Genomic DNA, 14889 nt, shown 5'->3' on the forward strand with positions numbered 1-14889 from the left:
CTGTTTCTGGTTTTACGTATTTCAATTCAAGAGCTTTTTAGGAGGAACTGGAAGTGGGATTTGTAGACTATGAGGTAGACGGACACGTCGCAGTCATAACTATTAATCGTCCGAAGGCACTGAACGCGTTAAACGAGGATGTGCTGAAGGATATTGAAGCTGCATTTGATGCAGTAGACCTTTCCGAAATTCGTGCAATTATCCTGACCGGCGCAGGAGAGAAATCTTTCGTAGCCGGTGCTGACATCGCTGCTATGAGCGTGATGACCAAGGAGCAGGGCGAGCACTTCGGTAAATTCGGCAACGATATTTTCCGCAAGATTGAAACCTTCCCGGTTCCAGTTATCGCGGCAGTAAACGGTTTCGCACTCGGCGGCGGCAACGAGCTTGCCATGAGCTGTGATATCCGTATCTGCTCGGACAATGCATTATTCGGACAGCCTGAAGTAGGTCTGGGTATCACACCAGGCTTCGGCGGTACACAGAGACTCGCACGTCTCATCGGACCGGGCAAGGCAAAAGAGATGGTATTTGCGTCCCGCAACATCAAAGCGGACGAGGCATACCGTGTCGGACTTGTAAATGCTGTTTATACACAGGAAGAGCTGATGCCGGCTGCGAAGAAGCTGGCAGGCGCTATCGCAAAGATGGCTCCGATCGCTGTCAGAAACAGCAAAAAGGCGATGAACGACGGACTTCAGACTGATATGGATCAGGCTATCGTGATCGAGGAAAAACTGTTTGGCGGATGCTTCGAGACAGAAGATCAGAAGAACGGTATGCAGGCATTCCTTGAGAAACGGAAAGTGGAGCAGTTTAACAATAGATAGTTAGTTAAATTATAGTTGTATAATTTCAGGAGGATTTGTCATGAAAGTTGGTATTATTGGTGCAGGAACCATGGGTTCCGGAATCGCTCAGGCATTTGCCCAGGTAGATGGATATGAAGTATGCCTGTGTGATATTAACGAAGAGTTTGCTTCCAACGGCAAACTGAAAATTTCCAAGAACTTTGAGAAGAGAGTAGCAAAAGGAAAGATGGCAAAAGAGGATGCAGACAAGATCCTTGCCAGAATCCATACCGGCGTTAAGACTATCTGCAGCGACTGCGATCTCGTAGTTGAGGCAGCAATCGAGAACATGGAGATCAAAAAACAGACCTTCAAAGAGCTGGGCGCTATCTGCAAGGCAGACTGCGTATTCGCTACCAACACCTCTTCTCTGTCCATTACTGAGATCGGTGCAGGTCTTGACCGCCCGGTTATCGGTATGCACTTCTTCAACCCGGCTCCGGTTATGAAGCTGGTTGAGGTTATCGCAGGCTTAAACACTCCGGTAGAGATTGTTGACAAAGTTAAGAAGATCTCTGAAGAGATCGGCAAGATCCCGGTACAGGTAGAAGAGGGCGCTGGTTTCGTAGTAAACCGTATCCTCATCCCGATGATCAACGAAGCTATCGGTATCTACGCTGAGGGCGAGGCTTCTGTAGAGGGTATCGATACCGCTATGAAGCTGGGTGCTAACCATCCGATGGGACCGCTTGAACTGGGCGACCTGGTAGGTCTGGACGTTGTTCTGGCTATCATGGAAGTACTTCAGTCTGAGACTGGTGACCCGAAGTACCGTCCGCAGCCGCTTCTTAGAAAGATGGTTCGCGGCGGCAAGCTTGGCCGTAAGTCTGGCGAAGGCTTCTACAAGTACAACTAATATGTACATAAGTCTGGCTTCTTGACCAGATGAAAACATAATAGAGTACCAGATTTTTAAGAACCGCAACGGGGCGGCGCTTAAAGCCGCCTCTTAAGCGTATATAAGAAAATGATGGAGGAATAGACACATGGATTTTACATTAAGTAAAGAGCATGAAATGGCGAGAAAGTTATTCCATGACTTCGCCGAGAACGAAGTAAAACCTTTGGCACAGGAAGTTGACGAGACAGAGCACTTCCCGGAGGAAACCGTTAAAAAGATGCAGAAGCTTGGCTTCATGGGCATCCCGGTTCCGAAGGAGTATGGCGGACAGGGCTGTGATCCGTTAACATACGCTATGTGCGTTGAGGAGCTTTCCAAAGTTTGTGGTACTACCGGCGTTATCGTATCTGCACACACATCTCTGTGCTGCGATCCGATCCAGACTTTCGGTACTGAAGAGCAGAAACAGAAATACCTGGTTCCGCTTGCTAAGGGCGAGAAGCTTGGTGCTTTCGGTCTTACTGAGCCGGGTGCTGGTACAGATGCTCAGGGTCAGCAGACCAAGGCTGTATTAGACGGCGACGAGTGGGTATTAAACGGCTCCAAAGTTTTCATTACCAATGGTAAAGAGGCTGACATTTACGTTATCATCGCTGTAACAGGCGTTGTTGAAGTAAAGGGCAGAAAGAAAAAAGAGATCTCTGCATTTATCGTAGAGAAAGGAACTCCGGGCTTCACCTTCGGTACCAAAGAGAAGAAGATGGGTATCCGTGGATCTGCTACATACGAGCTGATCTTCACAGATTGCCGTATCCCGAAAGAGAACCTGCTTGGCCAGAAGGGCAAAGGTTTCCACATCGCTATGCATACCCTGGATGGCGGACGTATCGGTATCGCTTCCCAGGCACTTGGTCTTGCAGAGGGCGCTCTTGAGAGAACTGTTGATTATGTAAAAGAGAGAAAACAGTTTGGTCGTGCTATCGGTCAGTTCCAGAACACTCAGTTCCAGCTGGCAGATATGGCTACCAAAGTTAAAGCAGCTCAGCTCCTTGTTTACAGAGCAGCCGTTGCTAAGAAGACACAGAAAACCTATTCTGTAGAAGCAGCTATGGCTAAACTGTATGCAGCAGAGGTTGCTATGGAAGTTACAACCAAGGCTGTACAGCTTCACGGTGGTTACGGCTACACGAGAGAGTACGACGTAGAGCGTATGATGCGTGATGCTAAGATCACTGAGATCTACGAGGGTACATCTGAGGTTCAGAGAATGGTTATCTCCGCTGATCTGTTAAAATAATTCAGTCTGCAGAGAAATCAGAACAATCTCAGTCCTAGAGAAAAAAGAAAAAAATAAGGAGTGAAAATACCGTGAAAATTGTAGTTTGTGTAAAACAGGTTCCGGATACCAAAGGCGGAGTTAAATTTAACCCGGATGGTACTCTTGACAGAAGCGCAATGCTGGCAATCATGAACCCAGATGATAAAGCAGGTCTGGAGGCAGCGCTTCGCTTAAAAGATCAGTATGGTGCAGAAGTTACCGTAGTTACTATGGGTCTTCCGAAGGCTGAAGAGGTTCTTCGCGAGGCTATGGCTATGGGCGCAGACAATGGTGTTCTTGTAACTGATCGTGTACTTGGTGGTGCAGATACCTGGGCTACTTCCCAGACAATCGCAGGCGCACTTCGCAACCTGGATTATGACTTAATCATTACTGGCCGTCAGGCTATCGATGGCGATACCGCTCAGGTAGGTCCGCAGATCTCCGAGCACCTTGGCCTTCCGGTAATCAGCTACGCTCAGAAGATTCGTGAAGTAAACGAAGCTGAGAAATACATCGTAGTTGAGCGTCAGTATGATGATAGATATCATGTAGTAAAAGCACAGCTTCCGTGTCTTTTAACCGCTCTTGCAGAGTTAAACGAGCCGCGTTATATGACTCCGGGCGGAATCTTTGATGCATATGCAAAAGAGATCACCGTTTGGGGCAGAAAAGATCTGAAAGAGGTTGAGGATTCCAACCTTGGTCTGAAGGGATCACCGACACAGATCGCAAAAGCTTCCGATAAGGTAAGAAAGGGTGCTGGCGAGAAAGTAGAACTTGATCCGGCAGCTTCCGCAGATTATATCGTTGGCAAACTGGCAGAGAAACACATTATCTAATTATTTTATAGAAAAGAGTGGTGAATAAGATGAACAACTTAGAAGCATATAAGGGCGTATTTGTCTTTGCACAGCAGGTGGATAATGTTATCAGCAATATCGCTTATGAGCTGATTGGCAAAGGTAAAGAATTAGCAAAAGATTTAGGAGTAGAAGTAACCGCTGTTTTAGTTGGTTCTGACGTTAAGGGTCTTGCAGATCAGTTAGCAGAGTACGGCGCAGATAAGGTTATCGTTGTAGACGATCCGGAATTAAAAGAGTACCGTACAGAGCCGTACACACATGCAATCGCATCTGTTATCAAAGAGTTCAAACCGGAAATCTTCCTGATCGGTGCAACTGCAATCGGTCGTGACCTTGGTCCGCGTGTTTGCGCTAGAATCCATACAGGTCTGACTGCAGACTGTACAAAACTTGATATCGGCGATTTCCCGATGAATCCGGTTCCGGGTAGAGAGACAAAGCACAATCAGCTGCTTATGACTCGTCCGGCATTCGGCGGCAACACCATCGCTACCATCGCTTGCCCGGATTTCCGTCCGCAGATGGCAACCGTTCGTCCGGGTGTTATGCAGAAGGCTCCGAAGGAAGCTGGCAAAAAAGCTGTTGTTACTGAGTTCAATCCGGGATTCACAAAGAACAACAAATATGTTGATATTCTGGAAGTTGTTAAGGCTGTATCCAACACCGTTGATATCATGGATGCTAAGATCCTTGTATCCGGCGGTCGTGGCGTAGGAAGCCCGGAGAACTTCAAGATTCTGGATGATCTGGCAGAGGCTATCGGCGGTACCGTAAGCTGCTCTCGTGCAGTTGTAGATGCTGGCTGGAAACCGAAGGATCTTCAGGTAGGTCAGACAGGTAAGACTGTTCGTCCGAACGTATACTTTGCAATCGGTATCTCCGGTGCTATCCAGCATCTGGCAGGTATGGAAGAGTCTGACATCATCGTTGCTATCAACAAAGATGAGTCTGCTCCGATCTTCGATGTTGCTGACTACGGCGTAGTAGGTGACTTAAACAAGATCGTTCCGATGCTGACTGAGAAGATCAAAGAAGCAAAAGCAGCAGCTAAGAACAACTAATTAAAATAGGAAGAGAAATCTTCTTAGCATATAGCAGTAGAGTTTTGTATGTTTTTCTCTGATAAATATATGAGACAGCGCCGGCTGGACGGATTTACTCCACCCAGTACTCCGCAGTCCCGTGCCAGCGAGTAAAGAGAACCCTGTTTCCGAGGTGATGAACCTGGGAGGCAGGGTTTTTTTGTGTAGTAGGAAATTCCTTAGAATTCGCTATTACACAAAAAGGCACATTTTTTATTCTGGTCAAAAACACTTGACAGATTAAGGTGGATTGCCCGTATAATAGAGTGTCTGGAATATAGACATGATTTATCTGCTATATAAGAAAATACAGGTTACTGTTTACGGGTAGGCACTTTTGGAACCGAAAGTGCCGTAAGAAAACGTGGTGGAGGCAGGAATTTGCCGTATTTAAATGCGAAGCCACGGCAAATTCCGTTACTGAGCACGTATGCGTGAACAGTAACAAATACAGGTTACTGTTCACGGGTAGGCACTTTTGGAACCGAAAGTGCCGTAAGAAAACGTGGTGGCGGCAGGAAGTTGCCGTATTTAAATGCGAAGCCACGGCAAATTCTGTTACTGGGCACGTATGCGTGAACAGTAACAAATACAGGATGGTATGATTTATGTTATTTAGTTCCCTTGTGTTCCTATGGTATTTTTTGCCAGCGGTATTTTTTCTTTATTTTATAACGAAAAATCTGCATATCCGCAATAGCGTCCTTCTGACTGCCAGCCTCTTTTTTTATGCGTGGGGCGAGCCGAAGTATGTGATTCTGATGCTTGTTTCGATCGGGCTGAATTATTTCTTTGGATTGTGGATTGGGAGGATGCAGAGTAAACACAGAATGCGCCTTGCTGTTACAACCTGCGTGTTTTTAAACCTCCTTCTTCTGGGCTATTTCAAATATTTTAACTTCGCAGTCGAGATTGCAAATTCTCTGTTAAGCTGCTTTGCGGGCGGCGCATATACACTTTCTTTCCGCGAGATTGCTCTTCCGGTCGGAATATCCTTCTACACGTTTCAGGCGCTTTCCTACGTGGTGGATGTGTACCGGGGGACGATTCAGGCGCAGAAAAATATCTTTCATCTGGCGCTCTATATTTCCTTCTTTCCGCAGCTCATCGCGGGACCGATCGTCAAGTATCACGATGTCTGCGAACAGATTGGGAACCGGCAGTGTACGGCGGAGGGGATGGCGTATGGAATCAAGCGCTTTTCCTACGGACTGGCGAAAAAAATGTTGTTTGCTAATACCTTTGCGGCGACGGTGGACTGGATGATGGAGAAACCGCTGGCACAGCTGGGAACGGTCAATGCGTGGATGCTGGCGGTTTTGTACACACTTCAGATTTATTTCGATTTTTCGGGATATTCGGATATGGCGATCGGATTGGGAAAAATGTTTGGATTTGATTTTATGGAGAACTTCAATTATCCGTATATCTCTACCTCGATCCGCGAGTTCTGGAGACGCTGGCATATTTCACTCTCGACCTGGTTTAGGGAATATCTTTATATCCCGCTGGGCGGCAACCGGAAAGGGCAGGTGCGGACGTATGTTAATCTGCTGATTGTCTTTTTTGCGACCGGGCTCTGGCATGGAGCTGGGGCAACCTTTATCATCTGGGGATTGTACCATGGGCTGTTTCTGGTGGTGGAACGCATGGGACTTGGGAAGCTATTGGAGAAGAACTGCTTCCGGGGACTGAATCACATCTATACGGCGTTGGTTGTAGTGGTTGGCTGGGTGTTCTTCCGCGCCGATACGCTGGCGGATGCGAAAGTGATCCTGCATCAGATGTTTACCTGGGAGAACGGCATCTATCCGGCATCGCTGTTCGTGAATCCGAAGGTGATTTTTCTTGCGGTGCTGGGCGTGCTGCTTTCGGGCATCGCGCAGAGTATATGCCCGAAGCTGCGGGAGCATTTGTATGAGAAAGAAGTGACAAAGACAGTGGATATTGTGATTATGGCTGTGCTGCTGTTTTTGTGTACCATGTATCTCGTCAGCAGCACGTATAATCCGTTTATTTATTTCAGGTTTTAGATCCAGCCGCCGTCCAGTTGAATTATCTGTCCCGTTAAATAGGAGTCCTCGCTCCCCAGCTGGTATGCCAGTTTTCCGACTTCCTCGGCACGCCCCATACGTCCTGCTGGAATTTCTTCCAGCAGGGCATTCCGTTCTTCTTCATCGAGAAACTGGTTCATTTCGGTGTCAATAGCGCCGCAGGCGATCGCGTTGACCTGGATGCTGCTCGGCGCAAGTTCCTTCGCGAGGGCGCGCGTCATGGCGTTGATGCCGCCTTTGGTGGCAGAATAGGCGACTTCGCAGGAAGCGCCGCAGACGCCCCAGACGGAGGAAATATTGAGAATGCGTCCCGATTTGCGTGACACCATCATCGGAACGGCGAGGCGGCAGCAGTTGAAGACGGAGGTCAGGTTGGTATTGAGAATGTGGTTCCATTCGTCCGGCGTCATATCCTGGAACAGACCGATGTAGGAAATCCCTGCATTGTTGACGAGGACATCCAGGGAACCGAAGCGCTCCCGGATCGCGTCAAACAGGCGGGAACAGCTCTCAAAATCGCCCGCATCGCCCATCCAGGCAAGGCAGGAAACGCCCAGCGCTTCAATTTCGCGCTGGGTCTTTTTTAATTCTTCTTCCCGCCTCAGGCAGGTAATCACGACATCCCAGCCGTTCTTAGCGTAGGTTAATGCAATCGCTTTCCCGATTCCGCGGGAAGCGCCGGTTACGAGGATAGTTTTATGATTCATGGCAGTAAACTCCTTATATGCGAATGTTTTTGAGAATTGCGGGAGCACGCAGTGCAGAGCAATTCGGTATCAGAGGGGTCAAAAGCTTTTGACCCCAACATCATATTTGATTGAATTATAGCATGTATTTAAAATTCATGAAATAGTTTCATTTTTCCGCCTGTCATAAAATCGTAAGAAATTTTCATCCATTTTTTGCTGTTCTGAGTGTTTTACAGCATTGTATGAAAGTGCCAAAATGTGTTATACTAAAACCAAATGGATCTGACACAGCGATAGAGCGGATCAATTACCGAACAGATTCGGAAGAAAGGAACTGTATACCATGTATGATATAATAATCATTGGTTCCGGACCAGCTGGCTTGAGTGCGGCGATTTATGCACAGCGGGCGTGTCTGGACACGATTGTGATAGAGAAGAATGGAATCAGCGGCGGACAGGTGCTGAATACCTGGGAGGTGGACAATTATCCGGGATTTCCGGGTGTGACCGGCTTTGAGCTTTCCAGACAGTTCCGGGAGCATGCAAACAAGCTGGGAGCAAGAGTTGTACAGGATGAGGTCGTGCAGGTCGAGCTTTCAGGAAATGTGAAGAAAGTAGTCTGCGAGGAAGAGACGTATGAGGCACGCTGTGTGATTCTGGCATCCGGAGCACATCACAGGACGTTGGAGGTGCCGGGAGAAGAGGAACTTCGCGGGGCAGGCGTTTCATACTGCGCGACCTGCGACGGGGCATTTTTCCGGGGAAGGACGGTTGCCGTTGTGGGCGGCGGCGACGCGGCGCTGGAAGATGCAATTTTTCTTGCACGGATGTGTGAAAAAGTATATATCGTCCACCGCAGAGACAAGCTTCGCGGGGCAAAACGGCTGCAGGAGCGCTTACAGGCGCTTGAAAATATTGAATTTGTCTGGAACAGCGAGACGGTTGCGATTGAAGGGAACGCTCAGGTGGAGGCGTTGCGGCTGAGACAGACCAAAACCGGAGAAGAGAGGCGGCTGGACGTGGATGGTGTCTTTATTGCGGTCGGAATCGCACCGGAGAGTGAGCTGTATGCGGGTCAGTTAGAGCTTGATGAGCAGGGCTACATCCGGGCGGATGAGAGCGGTCAGACGAGCGTTCCGGGCGTATTTGCAGCCGGAGATGTCCGGACCAAGGCGCTGCGCCAGATTCTGACAGCGGCATCGGACGGTGCAAACTGCGTGGCATCTGCAGAGCGATATCTTCAGGCATAACTCATTTTTAACATAGAAGAAAACAGAGTAACTGTTTAGTAGGTCTGCGCATTTACTGCGCTGACCATACGAAAACATGGGTCAGCAGGCAAAAATCCCATTGCCGTAGTCAATTTTTAATGGATTTTTGCGCGTGACTGTGAAGGTACTGAACAGTTACAGTTTGAGATAAAACGACGGAACAGAACGGACAGAAGAGTAGGAGGTCCTTATGAGAAAAACGCTGAAATTTCTGATAGCATCAGGAGCGTGCCTTGTGATGGCAGGGACGGGACAGATGAGCGCCCAGGCGGCGATGAATCTGGAGACGGATGCCCCGGTCGCTGGTGCGTCAGTGGCGATCAATAATTACTATGCGAGCAGCTTGAACCCGGAAAAAGAGCTGGCGGAGGCATTTGCTTCTAAAGAAGTTCTGGCAGTGGCGGGAGCCGGTCAGACGGGAGTGGCAGGCGGCGCGCAGACAGCCAAATCGGCACAGGTGCCAGCAGAGACGAAAGCCCAGCCAAAGGAGACAACTGGCGAGACTGAGGCGGTTGTCCGCGCGATGTCCAAGTCGATCTACGATAATATCGCGATTTCCCGTGTGACCAATTATGTCAATGTTCGCGCACAGGCGAGCACAGGCAGCGAGGTAGTTGGAAAGATTTACAATAACTGTGCGGCGACAATTCTGGACACGGTGGACGGCGAGGGCGGCAAATGGTACCATATCCAGTCGGGTTCCGTGACCGGTTATATTAAAGCACAGTATTTTGTGACCGGTGAGGAAGCGTCCAAGATTGCCAGGGAGGTCGGCACAACCTACGCAAAGGTTACAAATACCTCTACGCTTCGCCTGAGAGAGACGCCGAGCTTAGAGGGCAAGACGCTGGATCTTCTTTCTGCCGATGCAGAGTATGAGGTGATCGGAGAAGAGGGCGATTTTGCCAAGATTTCCGTCGATAATGATCTGGTCGGATATGTGTATAAAGATTATATTACGACGCAGGTAGACTTTAAGCAGGCAGTTTCCGTAGCTGAGGAACAGCAGCAGAAAGCTGAAGAAGAAAAACTGAAACAGGAAGCGAATGCGGCGATCGAGAACCTGGAACAGGTAAAGAAGAAAGCCGAGGAAGAGTCGAGGGCAGCGGAAACCACGGCAGCGGCGAAGGAAACCACGGCAGCTGCCAAAGAGACGACCAAAGCACCGGAGACTTCCTACAGCGGAACAATAGAGGCGAATCCGAGCGAAAGCAAGGCAGCTGGGACGACAGCGGCAGCCAAGGAGACGACAAAGGCAGTTGAGACGAAAGCGCCGACTACCGTGGCAGCGACGAAAGCGACCACTGCAAGCGGCGTTGGACCGGGCGGCGGACCGGGCACAGGCGGTACGTCCTCTTCTGGAAATGAAGTAACAAATGCTACCCGTTCTGCGGTTGTGGCATACGCAAAGCAGTTCCTTGGAAATCCGTATGTATACGGCGGAACCAGTCTGACAAACGGTGCGGACTGTTCCGGATTTACAATGAGTGTATTTGCACATTTCGGTATTTCAACCGGACGAAGCTCGAGAGATCAGGCGGCAAAGGGCAAGGAGGTTGCGGTCAGCGCAGTACAGCCGGGCGATCTGCTTTTTTATGCGAGCGGCAATTATATCAATCACGTAGCACTTTACATAGGCAATGGACAGGTTATCCACGCAAGTACGGCAAAGAGCGGCATCAAGATTTCGCCGTCCAACTACCGAACACCGTGTAAGGCAGTTTCATTCTTAAATTAGTAAACGCAGATAAAGGAGTATATCGGTTCTTACGGAACGATTTCATATCCGTAGGGCGCGGTGGGAATACCGCAAAATTACGTTGCCAGCGGGGCAGAAGATTTCTGATCGGTGAGACAAGCAATTTTGCGGTATTTTTTCATTTTCATAGGAAAATGTGTGCACTCGCGCGAAGAAGAATTATGTCGCAGGCGACCGCGCGAGGCGCGAGAATGTGCCAAGGCACATTCTTTTTCATAAAAAAGGAGAAAAATCATGGCAGAATTAAGAGAACTTTCCGTAAATCAGTTCGTAGAAGAAACTGCTTCGAAGGCGTCTGTACCGGGCGGCGGAAGCGTGTCGGCGATGGTGGGGGCGCTGGGCGCGGCATTGATGGAAATGGTGGCAAATCTGACGATCGGAAAGGAAAAATATGCCGGGGTGCAGGAGGAAATGCAGGCGCTGGCAGCTGAGGGCGCTGCGCTGCATGAGGAGCTGCTGTCAGGGATCAAAAAGGACAGCGAATCGTTCAATGGATATATGAGAGCGCTGAAACTTCCGAAGGAGACGGAGGAGGAGAAAAAAATCCGCACTGCCGCCCTGCAGCAGGGGTTAAAAGAGGCAACCGAAGCGCCGCTTGCGATTGCGGAGTCAGCGGCAAAGATTTTTCCGATGGCGGAAGCGGTCGTAAAGAGAGGCAATAAGGGTGCCGTTTCTGACGGTCTGATTGCGGCGATGTTAGCCCGGACAGCGGTTGTGGGTGCCCTCTTTAATGTGAAGATCAATCTGGCATCGATCAAGGACGAAAGTTATGTATCAGAACTTGAGAAAAGAGTAGAAAAACTGGAATCGGATGCAATTTTTTGTGAAAAATCAATTTTGTGTCTTTCCAAATTGTCAGACACAGTATATAATAGATAACATTCACAGCCTTTCTGGGAAATTCACAGGGGGGGATCGTCTTTACAGCAGATAAAGCAGATAACATTCACTGTGTGGAAACTTCCGGAACAGGCAAAACCGCAAAAACAGGGAGGTACAGGAGTAATGATGACAGATATTGAGATTGCACAGGCAGCGAATCCACTGAAAATCGGTGAGATTGCACAGGCAGCAGGCGTAGACGAGAAGTATCTGGAGCAGTATGGAAATTATAAGGCAAAGGTAGACTACAGTCTTCTGAAAGAGACCGAGGGCAAGGATGGAAAACTGATTCTGGTGACCGCGATCAACCCGACTCCAGCCGGAGAAGGAAAGACCACGACCACGGTCGGTCTGGCAGACGGATTGAAACGCCTTGGCAAAAAGGTAACCGTAGCGCTTCGTGAGCCGTCGTTGGGACCGGTCTTTGGTGTTAAAGGTGGTGCAGCTGGCGGCGGATATGCACAGGTCATTCCAATGGAGGATATCAACCTCCATTTTACCGGTGATTTCCACGCGATCGGCGCAGCAAACAACCTGCTGGCAGCGATGCTGGACAATCATATCTATCAGGGCAATGCACTCCGCATCGATCCGAAGCGTATTACCTGGAAGCGTGTTGTCGATATGAATGACCGTCAGCTCCGCAACATCGTAGATGGTCTGGGACGCCGCGTGGATGGCGTGACCCGTGAGGACGGATATGACATCACGGTTGCCAGCGAGATCATGGCAGTTTTGTGCCTGGCACGCAACATTACGGATCTGAAAGAACGCCTTTCCAAGATTATCGTAGGTTATACCTATGACGAGGAACCGGTCACTGCCGGTGATCTGAAAGCAGCGGGCGCGATGACGGCTCTTTTAAAGGATGCCCTGAAACCAAACCTGGTACAGACCTTAGAGCATACACCGGCATTTATCCACGGCGGTCCGTTCGCGAACATCGCGCATGGATGTAACTCCGTCATTGCGACAAAGATGGCATTAAAGCTGGGTGATTACACGATCACAGAGGCTGGCTTCGGCGCTGACCTGGGTGCGGAGAAATTCCTGGATATCAAGTGCCGGATGGCAGAGCTGAAACCGTCGGCGGTCGTTGTAGTAGCGACGGTACGTGCCTTGAAGCATCACGGCGGCGTGGCGAAGGCTGACTTAAACGCAGAGAATCTGGAAGCACTGGAGAAGGGACTTCCGAACCTGATGCAGCATGTAGAAAATATTACCAAGGTATATGGACTTCCGTGTGTCGTAGCGATCAACCGCTTCCCAATGGATACCGAGGCAGAATTAAAGCTGATCGAGGATAAGTGCCATGAGGTCGGTGTCAATGTAGCTCTGTCCGAGGTATGGGCGAAAGGCGGAGAAGGCGGCGAGGAGCTGGCAAAAGAAGTCATCCGCCTGTGCGAGACTGAGAGCGAGTTCCACTACTGCTACGAGACCGATACAACGATCGAGGAGAAACTGGATGCGATCGTGAAGAAGATCTACCACGGCGACGGCGTTGTACTCACGGATGCAGCAAAGAAGCAGGCAAAACGCCTGACTGAGCTTGGATTTGGTAACTATCCGATCTGTATGGCGAAGACGCAGTACAGCTTTTCGGACAATGCGAAGCTGCTCGGCGCACCGAAGAACTTTACAGTAACTGTCCGCAACCTGAAAGTATCCGCGGGCGCAGGCTTCATCGTAGCGCTGACCGGCGACATCATGACGATGCCAGGACTTCCGAAGGTGCCGGCGGCAGAGAAGATCGATGTCGATGAGAATGGACGGATCACGGGTCTGTTCTAAGAAAAGAAATAGGATATGAATGGAACTTAACACAACGCAAAAAGGGGAACTGCCACATGGCAGCTCCCCTTTTTGCTAGGAAACTTGTCTACTTATAGTACGAAGCGATGAATTAAAATTCTGGTTCGATCAATCCGTAGGTGTTGCCTTTACGTTTGTAAACAACATTGACCTGCTCGGTCTCGGAATTCAGGAATACATAGAAACTATGTCCTAAGAGTTCCATCTGTACACAAGCCTCTTCCGGATCCATCGGCTTCATAGCGAATTTCTTTACTTTGACGATATCTACTTCGTCGTTGGAATCATATTCTTCGTTTATGAAGAGGTCAGAGAATGCAACGGCCGCCTGTTTCTTGTCTACGATTTTATTCTTATATTTTTTGAGCTGACGCTCGATGATTTCTTCTACCAAATCAATCGATACATACATATCGTTGCTTTCCTGCTCTGCACGGATGATGGTGCCTTTGACAGGGATGGTAACCTCGATCTTCTGACGATCTTTCTCAACCGTAAGTGTGATATTCACTTCAGTGTCCTGATTGAAGTATCGCTCTAACTTTCCGATCTTCTCCTCTACAGCTGCTTTTAACCCCGGGGTAACATTGATATTTCTTCCAGTAATCTTATAACGCATAATCATCGCTCCTTTTTATTGGGATGGCTATAGTATACCACTTTTGGATGTTAAATTCAACCTTTTTCGCAAAATTGTCAACACAATTAATTGAAAAACAGGTCGAAATACTGTGTCGTTTGATTTTTCACGAATTGCTGTTGTTTTATAAGGGATTTGCGCGCGGTTTGTGCGGCGGACAATGAAATATGAAAAAAGAGTCTTGCAGGATAGGGCAGAATGGGTGTGTTTTTGCAACAGAAAAAGGCCGAAAAAGCTAGAAAAAACGGGGGTTTGGAGGCAATGCGAGGGTTCTTCATTTGTCAATAGATCTGCTTGTATTTTTGGAAGAAATATGCAAGTTTATGAGATCTGAACAAAAAAGAAATCAAAATGCGCCGGGGAAAATGGGTGCTTCGTGAACAGACGGAAATTGTGGATAATGTGGATAAGTCGGTGCAAAACTCCATTTTCCCTAAAAAAGGGAAAAAATGGGTGTGCAAAACTTATCCACAAAACTGGGGACAAAATGTGGATAATGTGGACAACAAGAAAGTCGAACATATATTTTGTGCAACTTGTCTGGTTTACCATAAAGTTGGCGGGCTGGCAGAAGAAAAAACGTTTTACCTGGATAGGCAGGGAGGCAGCGTTTTACAGCAGGTCCCTTTGTTCGTGTATGGAGGGGCTTGTTTTATGGCTGGGATTTTCCGGGTACGGCAGGTTCGGCTTATCTCAGCCGGGCGCGTGCGCAGAATAAATGTAAAAAAATCATGAAATCATTGAATAAAATCCCTGTTAGTGTTAGAATAAATAAGATTGTATAACTATACCTATACGATCTTTTCGATCTAAAACATATCA

Annotated in this window: 13 protein-coding genes; 11 read left to right on the forward strand and 2 right to left on the reverse strand. The window is 48.6% G+C overall.

Annotation, left to right across the window (positions count from 1 at the left end):
• The first annotated feature begins 53 nt into the window (after positions 1-53).
• The 6 genes from C7U56_RS11670 to C7U56_RS11695 all read left to right on the forward strand — a co-directional run bounded on the left by C7U56_RS11670 (position 54) and on the right by C7U56_RS11695 (position 6991).
• Complete coding sequence (locus C7U56_RS11670; protein ID WP_022358585.1) at positions 54-830, forward strand: enoyl-CoA hydratase-related protein; 777 nt, start codon at positions 54-56, stop codon at positions 828-830.
• A 40-nt stretch (positions 831-870) separates the two neighbouring features.
• Positions 871-1707, forward strand: coding sequence for a 3-hydroxyacyl-CoA dehydrogenase NAD-binding domain-containing protein (locus C7U56_RS11675; RefSeq protein ID WP_107001361.1), 837 nt, complete (start codon positions 871-873; stop codon positions 1705-1707).
• Between the two features lie 130 nt (positions 1708-1837).
• On the forward strand, positions 1838-2989 hold the full coding sequence (locus tag C7U56_RS11680) for an acyl-CoA dehydrogenase (protein WP_107001362.1): 1152 nt from the start codon (positions 1838-1840) through the stop codon (positions 2987-2989).
• A 71-nt stretch (positions 2990-3060) separates the two neighbouring features.
• On the forward strand, positions 3061-3852 hold the full coding sequence (locus C7U56_RS11685) for an electron transfer flavoprotein subunit beta/FixA family protein (protein ID WP_107001363.1): 792 nt from the start codon (positions 3061-3063) through the stop codon (positions 3850-3852).
• 29 nt (positions 3853-3881) lie between these two features.
• Entirely contained in the window at positions 3882-4937 is a 1056-nt protein-coding gene (locus C7U56_RS11690; protein WP_022360637.1) for an electron transfer flavoprotein subunit alpha/FixB family protein, read from the forward strand.
• 629 nt (positions 4938-5566) lie between these two features.
• The gene (locus C7U56_RS11695; protein WP_107001364.1) at positions 5567-6991 is read left to right on the forward strand and encodes an MBOAT family O-acyltransferase; all 1425 of its coding nucleotides are present in this window, start codon (positions 5567-5569) and stop codon (positions 6989-6991) included.
• On the opposite strand, the gene ymfI is transcribed toward C7U56_RS11695, so the two are convergent.
• Positions 6988-7719, reverse strand: coding sequence for an elongation factor P 5-aminopentanone reductase (gene ymfI / locus C7U56_RS11700; protein ID WP_107001365.1), 732 nt, complete (start codon positions 7717-7719; stop codon positions 6988-6990). The two genes, C7U56_RS11695 and ymfI, sit on opposite strands and share 4 nt — an antisense overlap.
• Before the next feature lie 325 nt (positions 7720-8044).
• On the opposite strand from ymfI, the gene trxB reads away from it, so the two are divergent.
• From trxB to C7U56_RS11720, 4 genes are all read left to right on the forward strand, one after another.
• Positions 8045-8953: a thioredoxin-disulfide reductase gene (trxB, locus tag C7U56_RS11705; protein ID WP_353886968.1), complete on the forward strand. Its 909-nt coding sequence runs from the start codon at positions 8045-8047 to the stop codon at positions 8951-8953.
• A 211-nt stretch (positions 8954-9164) separates the two neighbouring features.
• Complete coding sequence (locus C7U56_RS11710; protein ID WP_107001367.1) at positions 9165-10712, forward strand: C40 family peptidase; 1548 nt, start codon at positions 9165-9167, stop codon at positions 10710-10712.
• 255 nt (positions 10713-10967) lie between these two features.
• Positions 10968-11612, forward strand: coding sequence for a cyclodeaminase/cyclohydrolase family protein (locus tag C7U56_RS11715; RefSeq protein ID WP_107001368.1), 645 nt, complete (start codon positions 10968-10970; stop codon positions 11610-11612).
• 126 nt (positions 11613-11738) lie between these two features.
• Positions 11739-13406 (forward strand): formate--tetrahydrofolate ligase, encoded by a 1668-nt coding sequence (locus C7U56_RS11720; protein ID WP_107001369.1) that lies wholly within the window; start codon positions 11739-11741, stop codon positions 13404-13406.
• 112 nt (positions 13407-13518) lie between these two features.
• On the opposite strand, the gene hpf is transcribed toward C7U56_RS11720, so the two are convergent.
• On the reverse strand, positions 13519-14046 hold the full coding sequence (hpf, locus tag C7U56_RS11725) for a ribosome hibernation-promoting factor, HPF/YfiA family (RefSeq protein ID WP_022360630.1): 528 nt from the start codon (positions 14044-14046) through the stop codon (positions 13519-13521).
• A gap of 372 nt (positions 14047-14418) precedes the next feature.
• On the opposite strand from hpf, the gene C7U56_RS11730 reads away from it, so the two are divergent.
• Positions 14419-14802 carry a hypothetical protein gene (locus C7U56_RS11730; protein WP_107001370.1) on the forward strand — a complete coding sequence of 128 codons (384 nt, stop codon included), beginning with the start codon at positions 14419-14421 and terminating at the stop codon, positions 14800-14802.
• Positions 14803-14889 lie beyond the last annotated feature (87 nt).

This window comes from Clostridium fessum, from assembly GCF_003024715.1.
Classification (GTDB): domain Bacteria; phylum Bacillota; class Clostridia; order Lachnospirales; family Lachnospiraceae; genus Otoolea; species Otoolea fessa.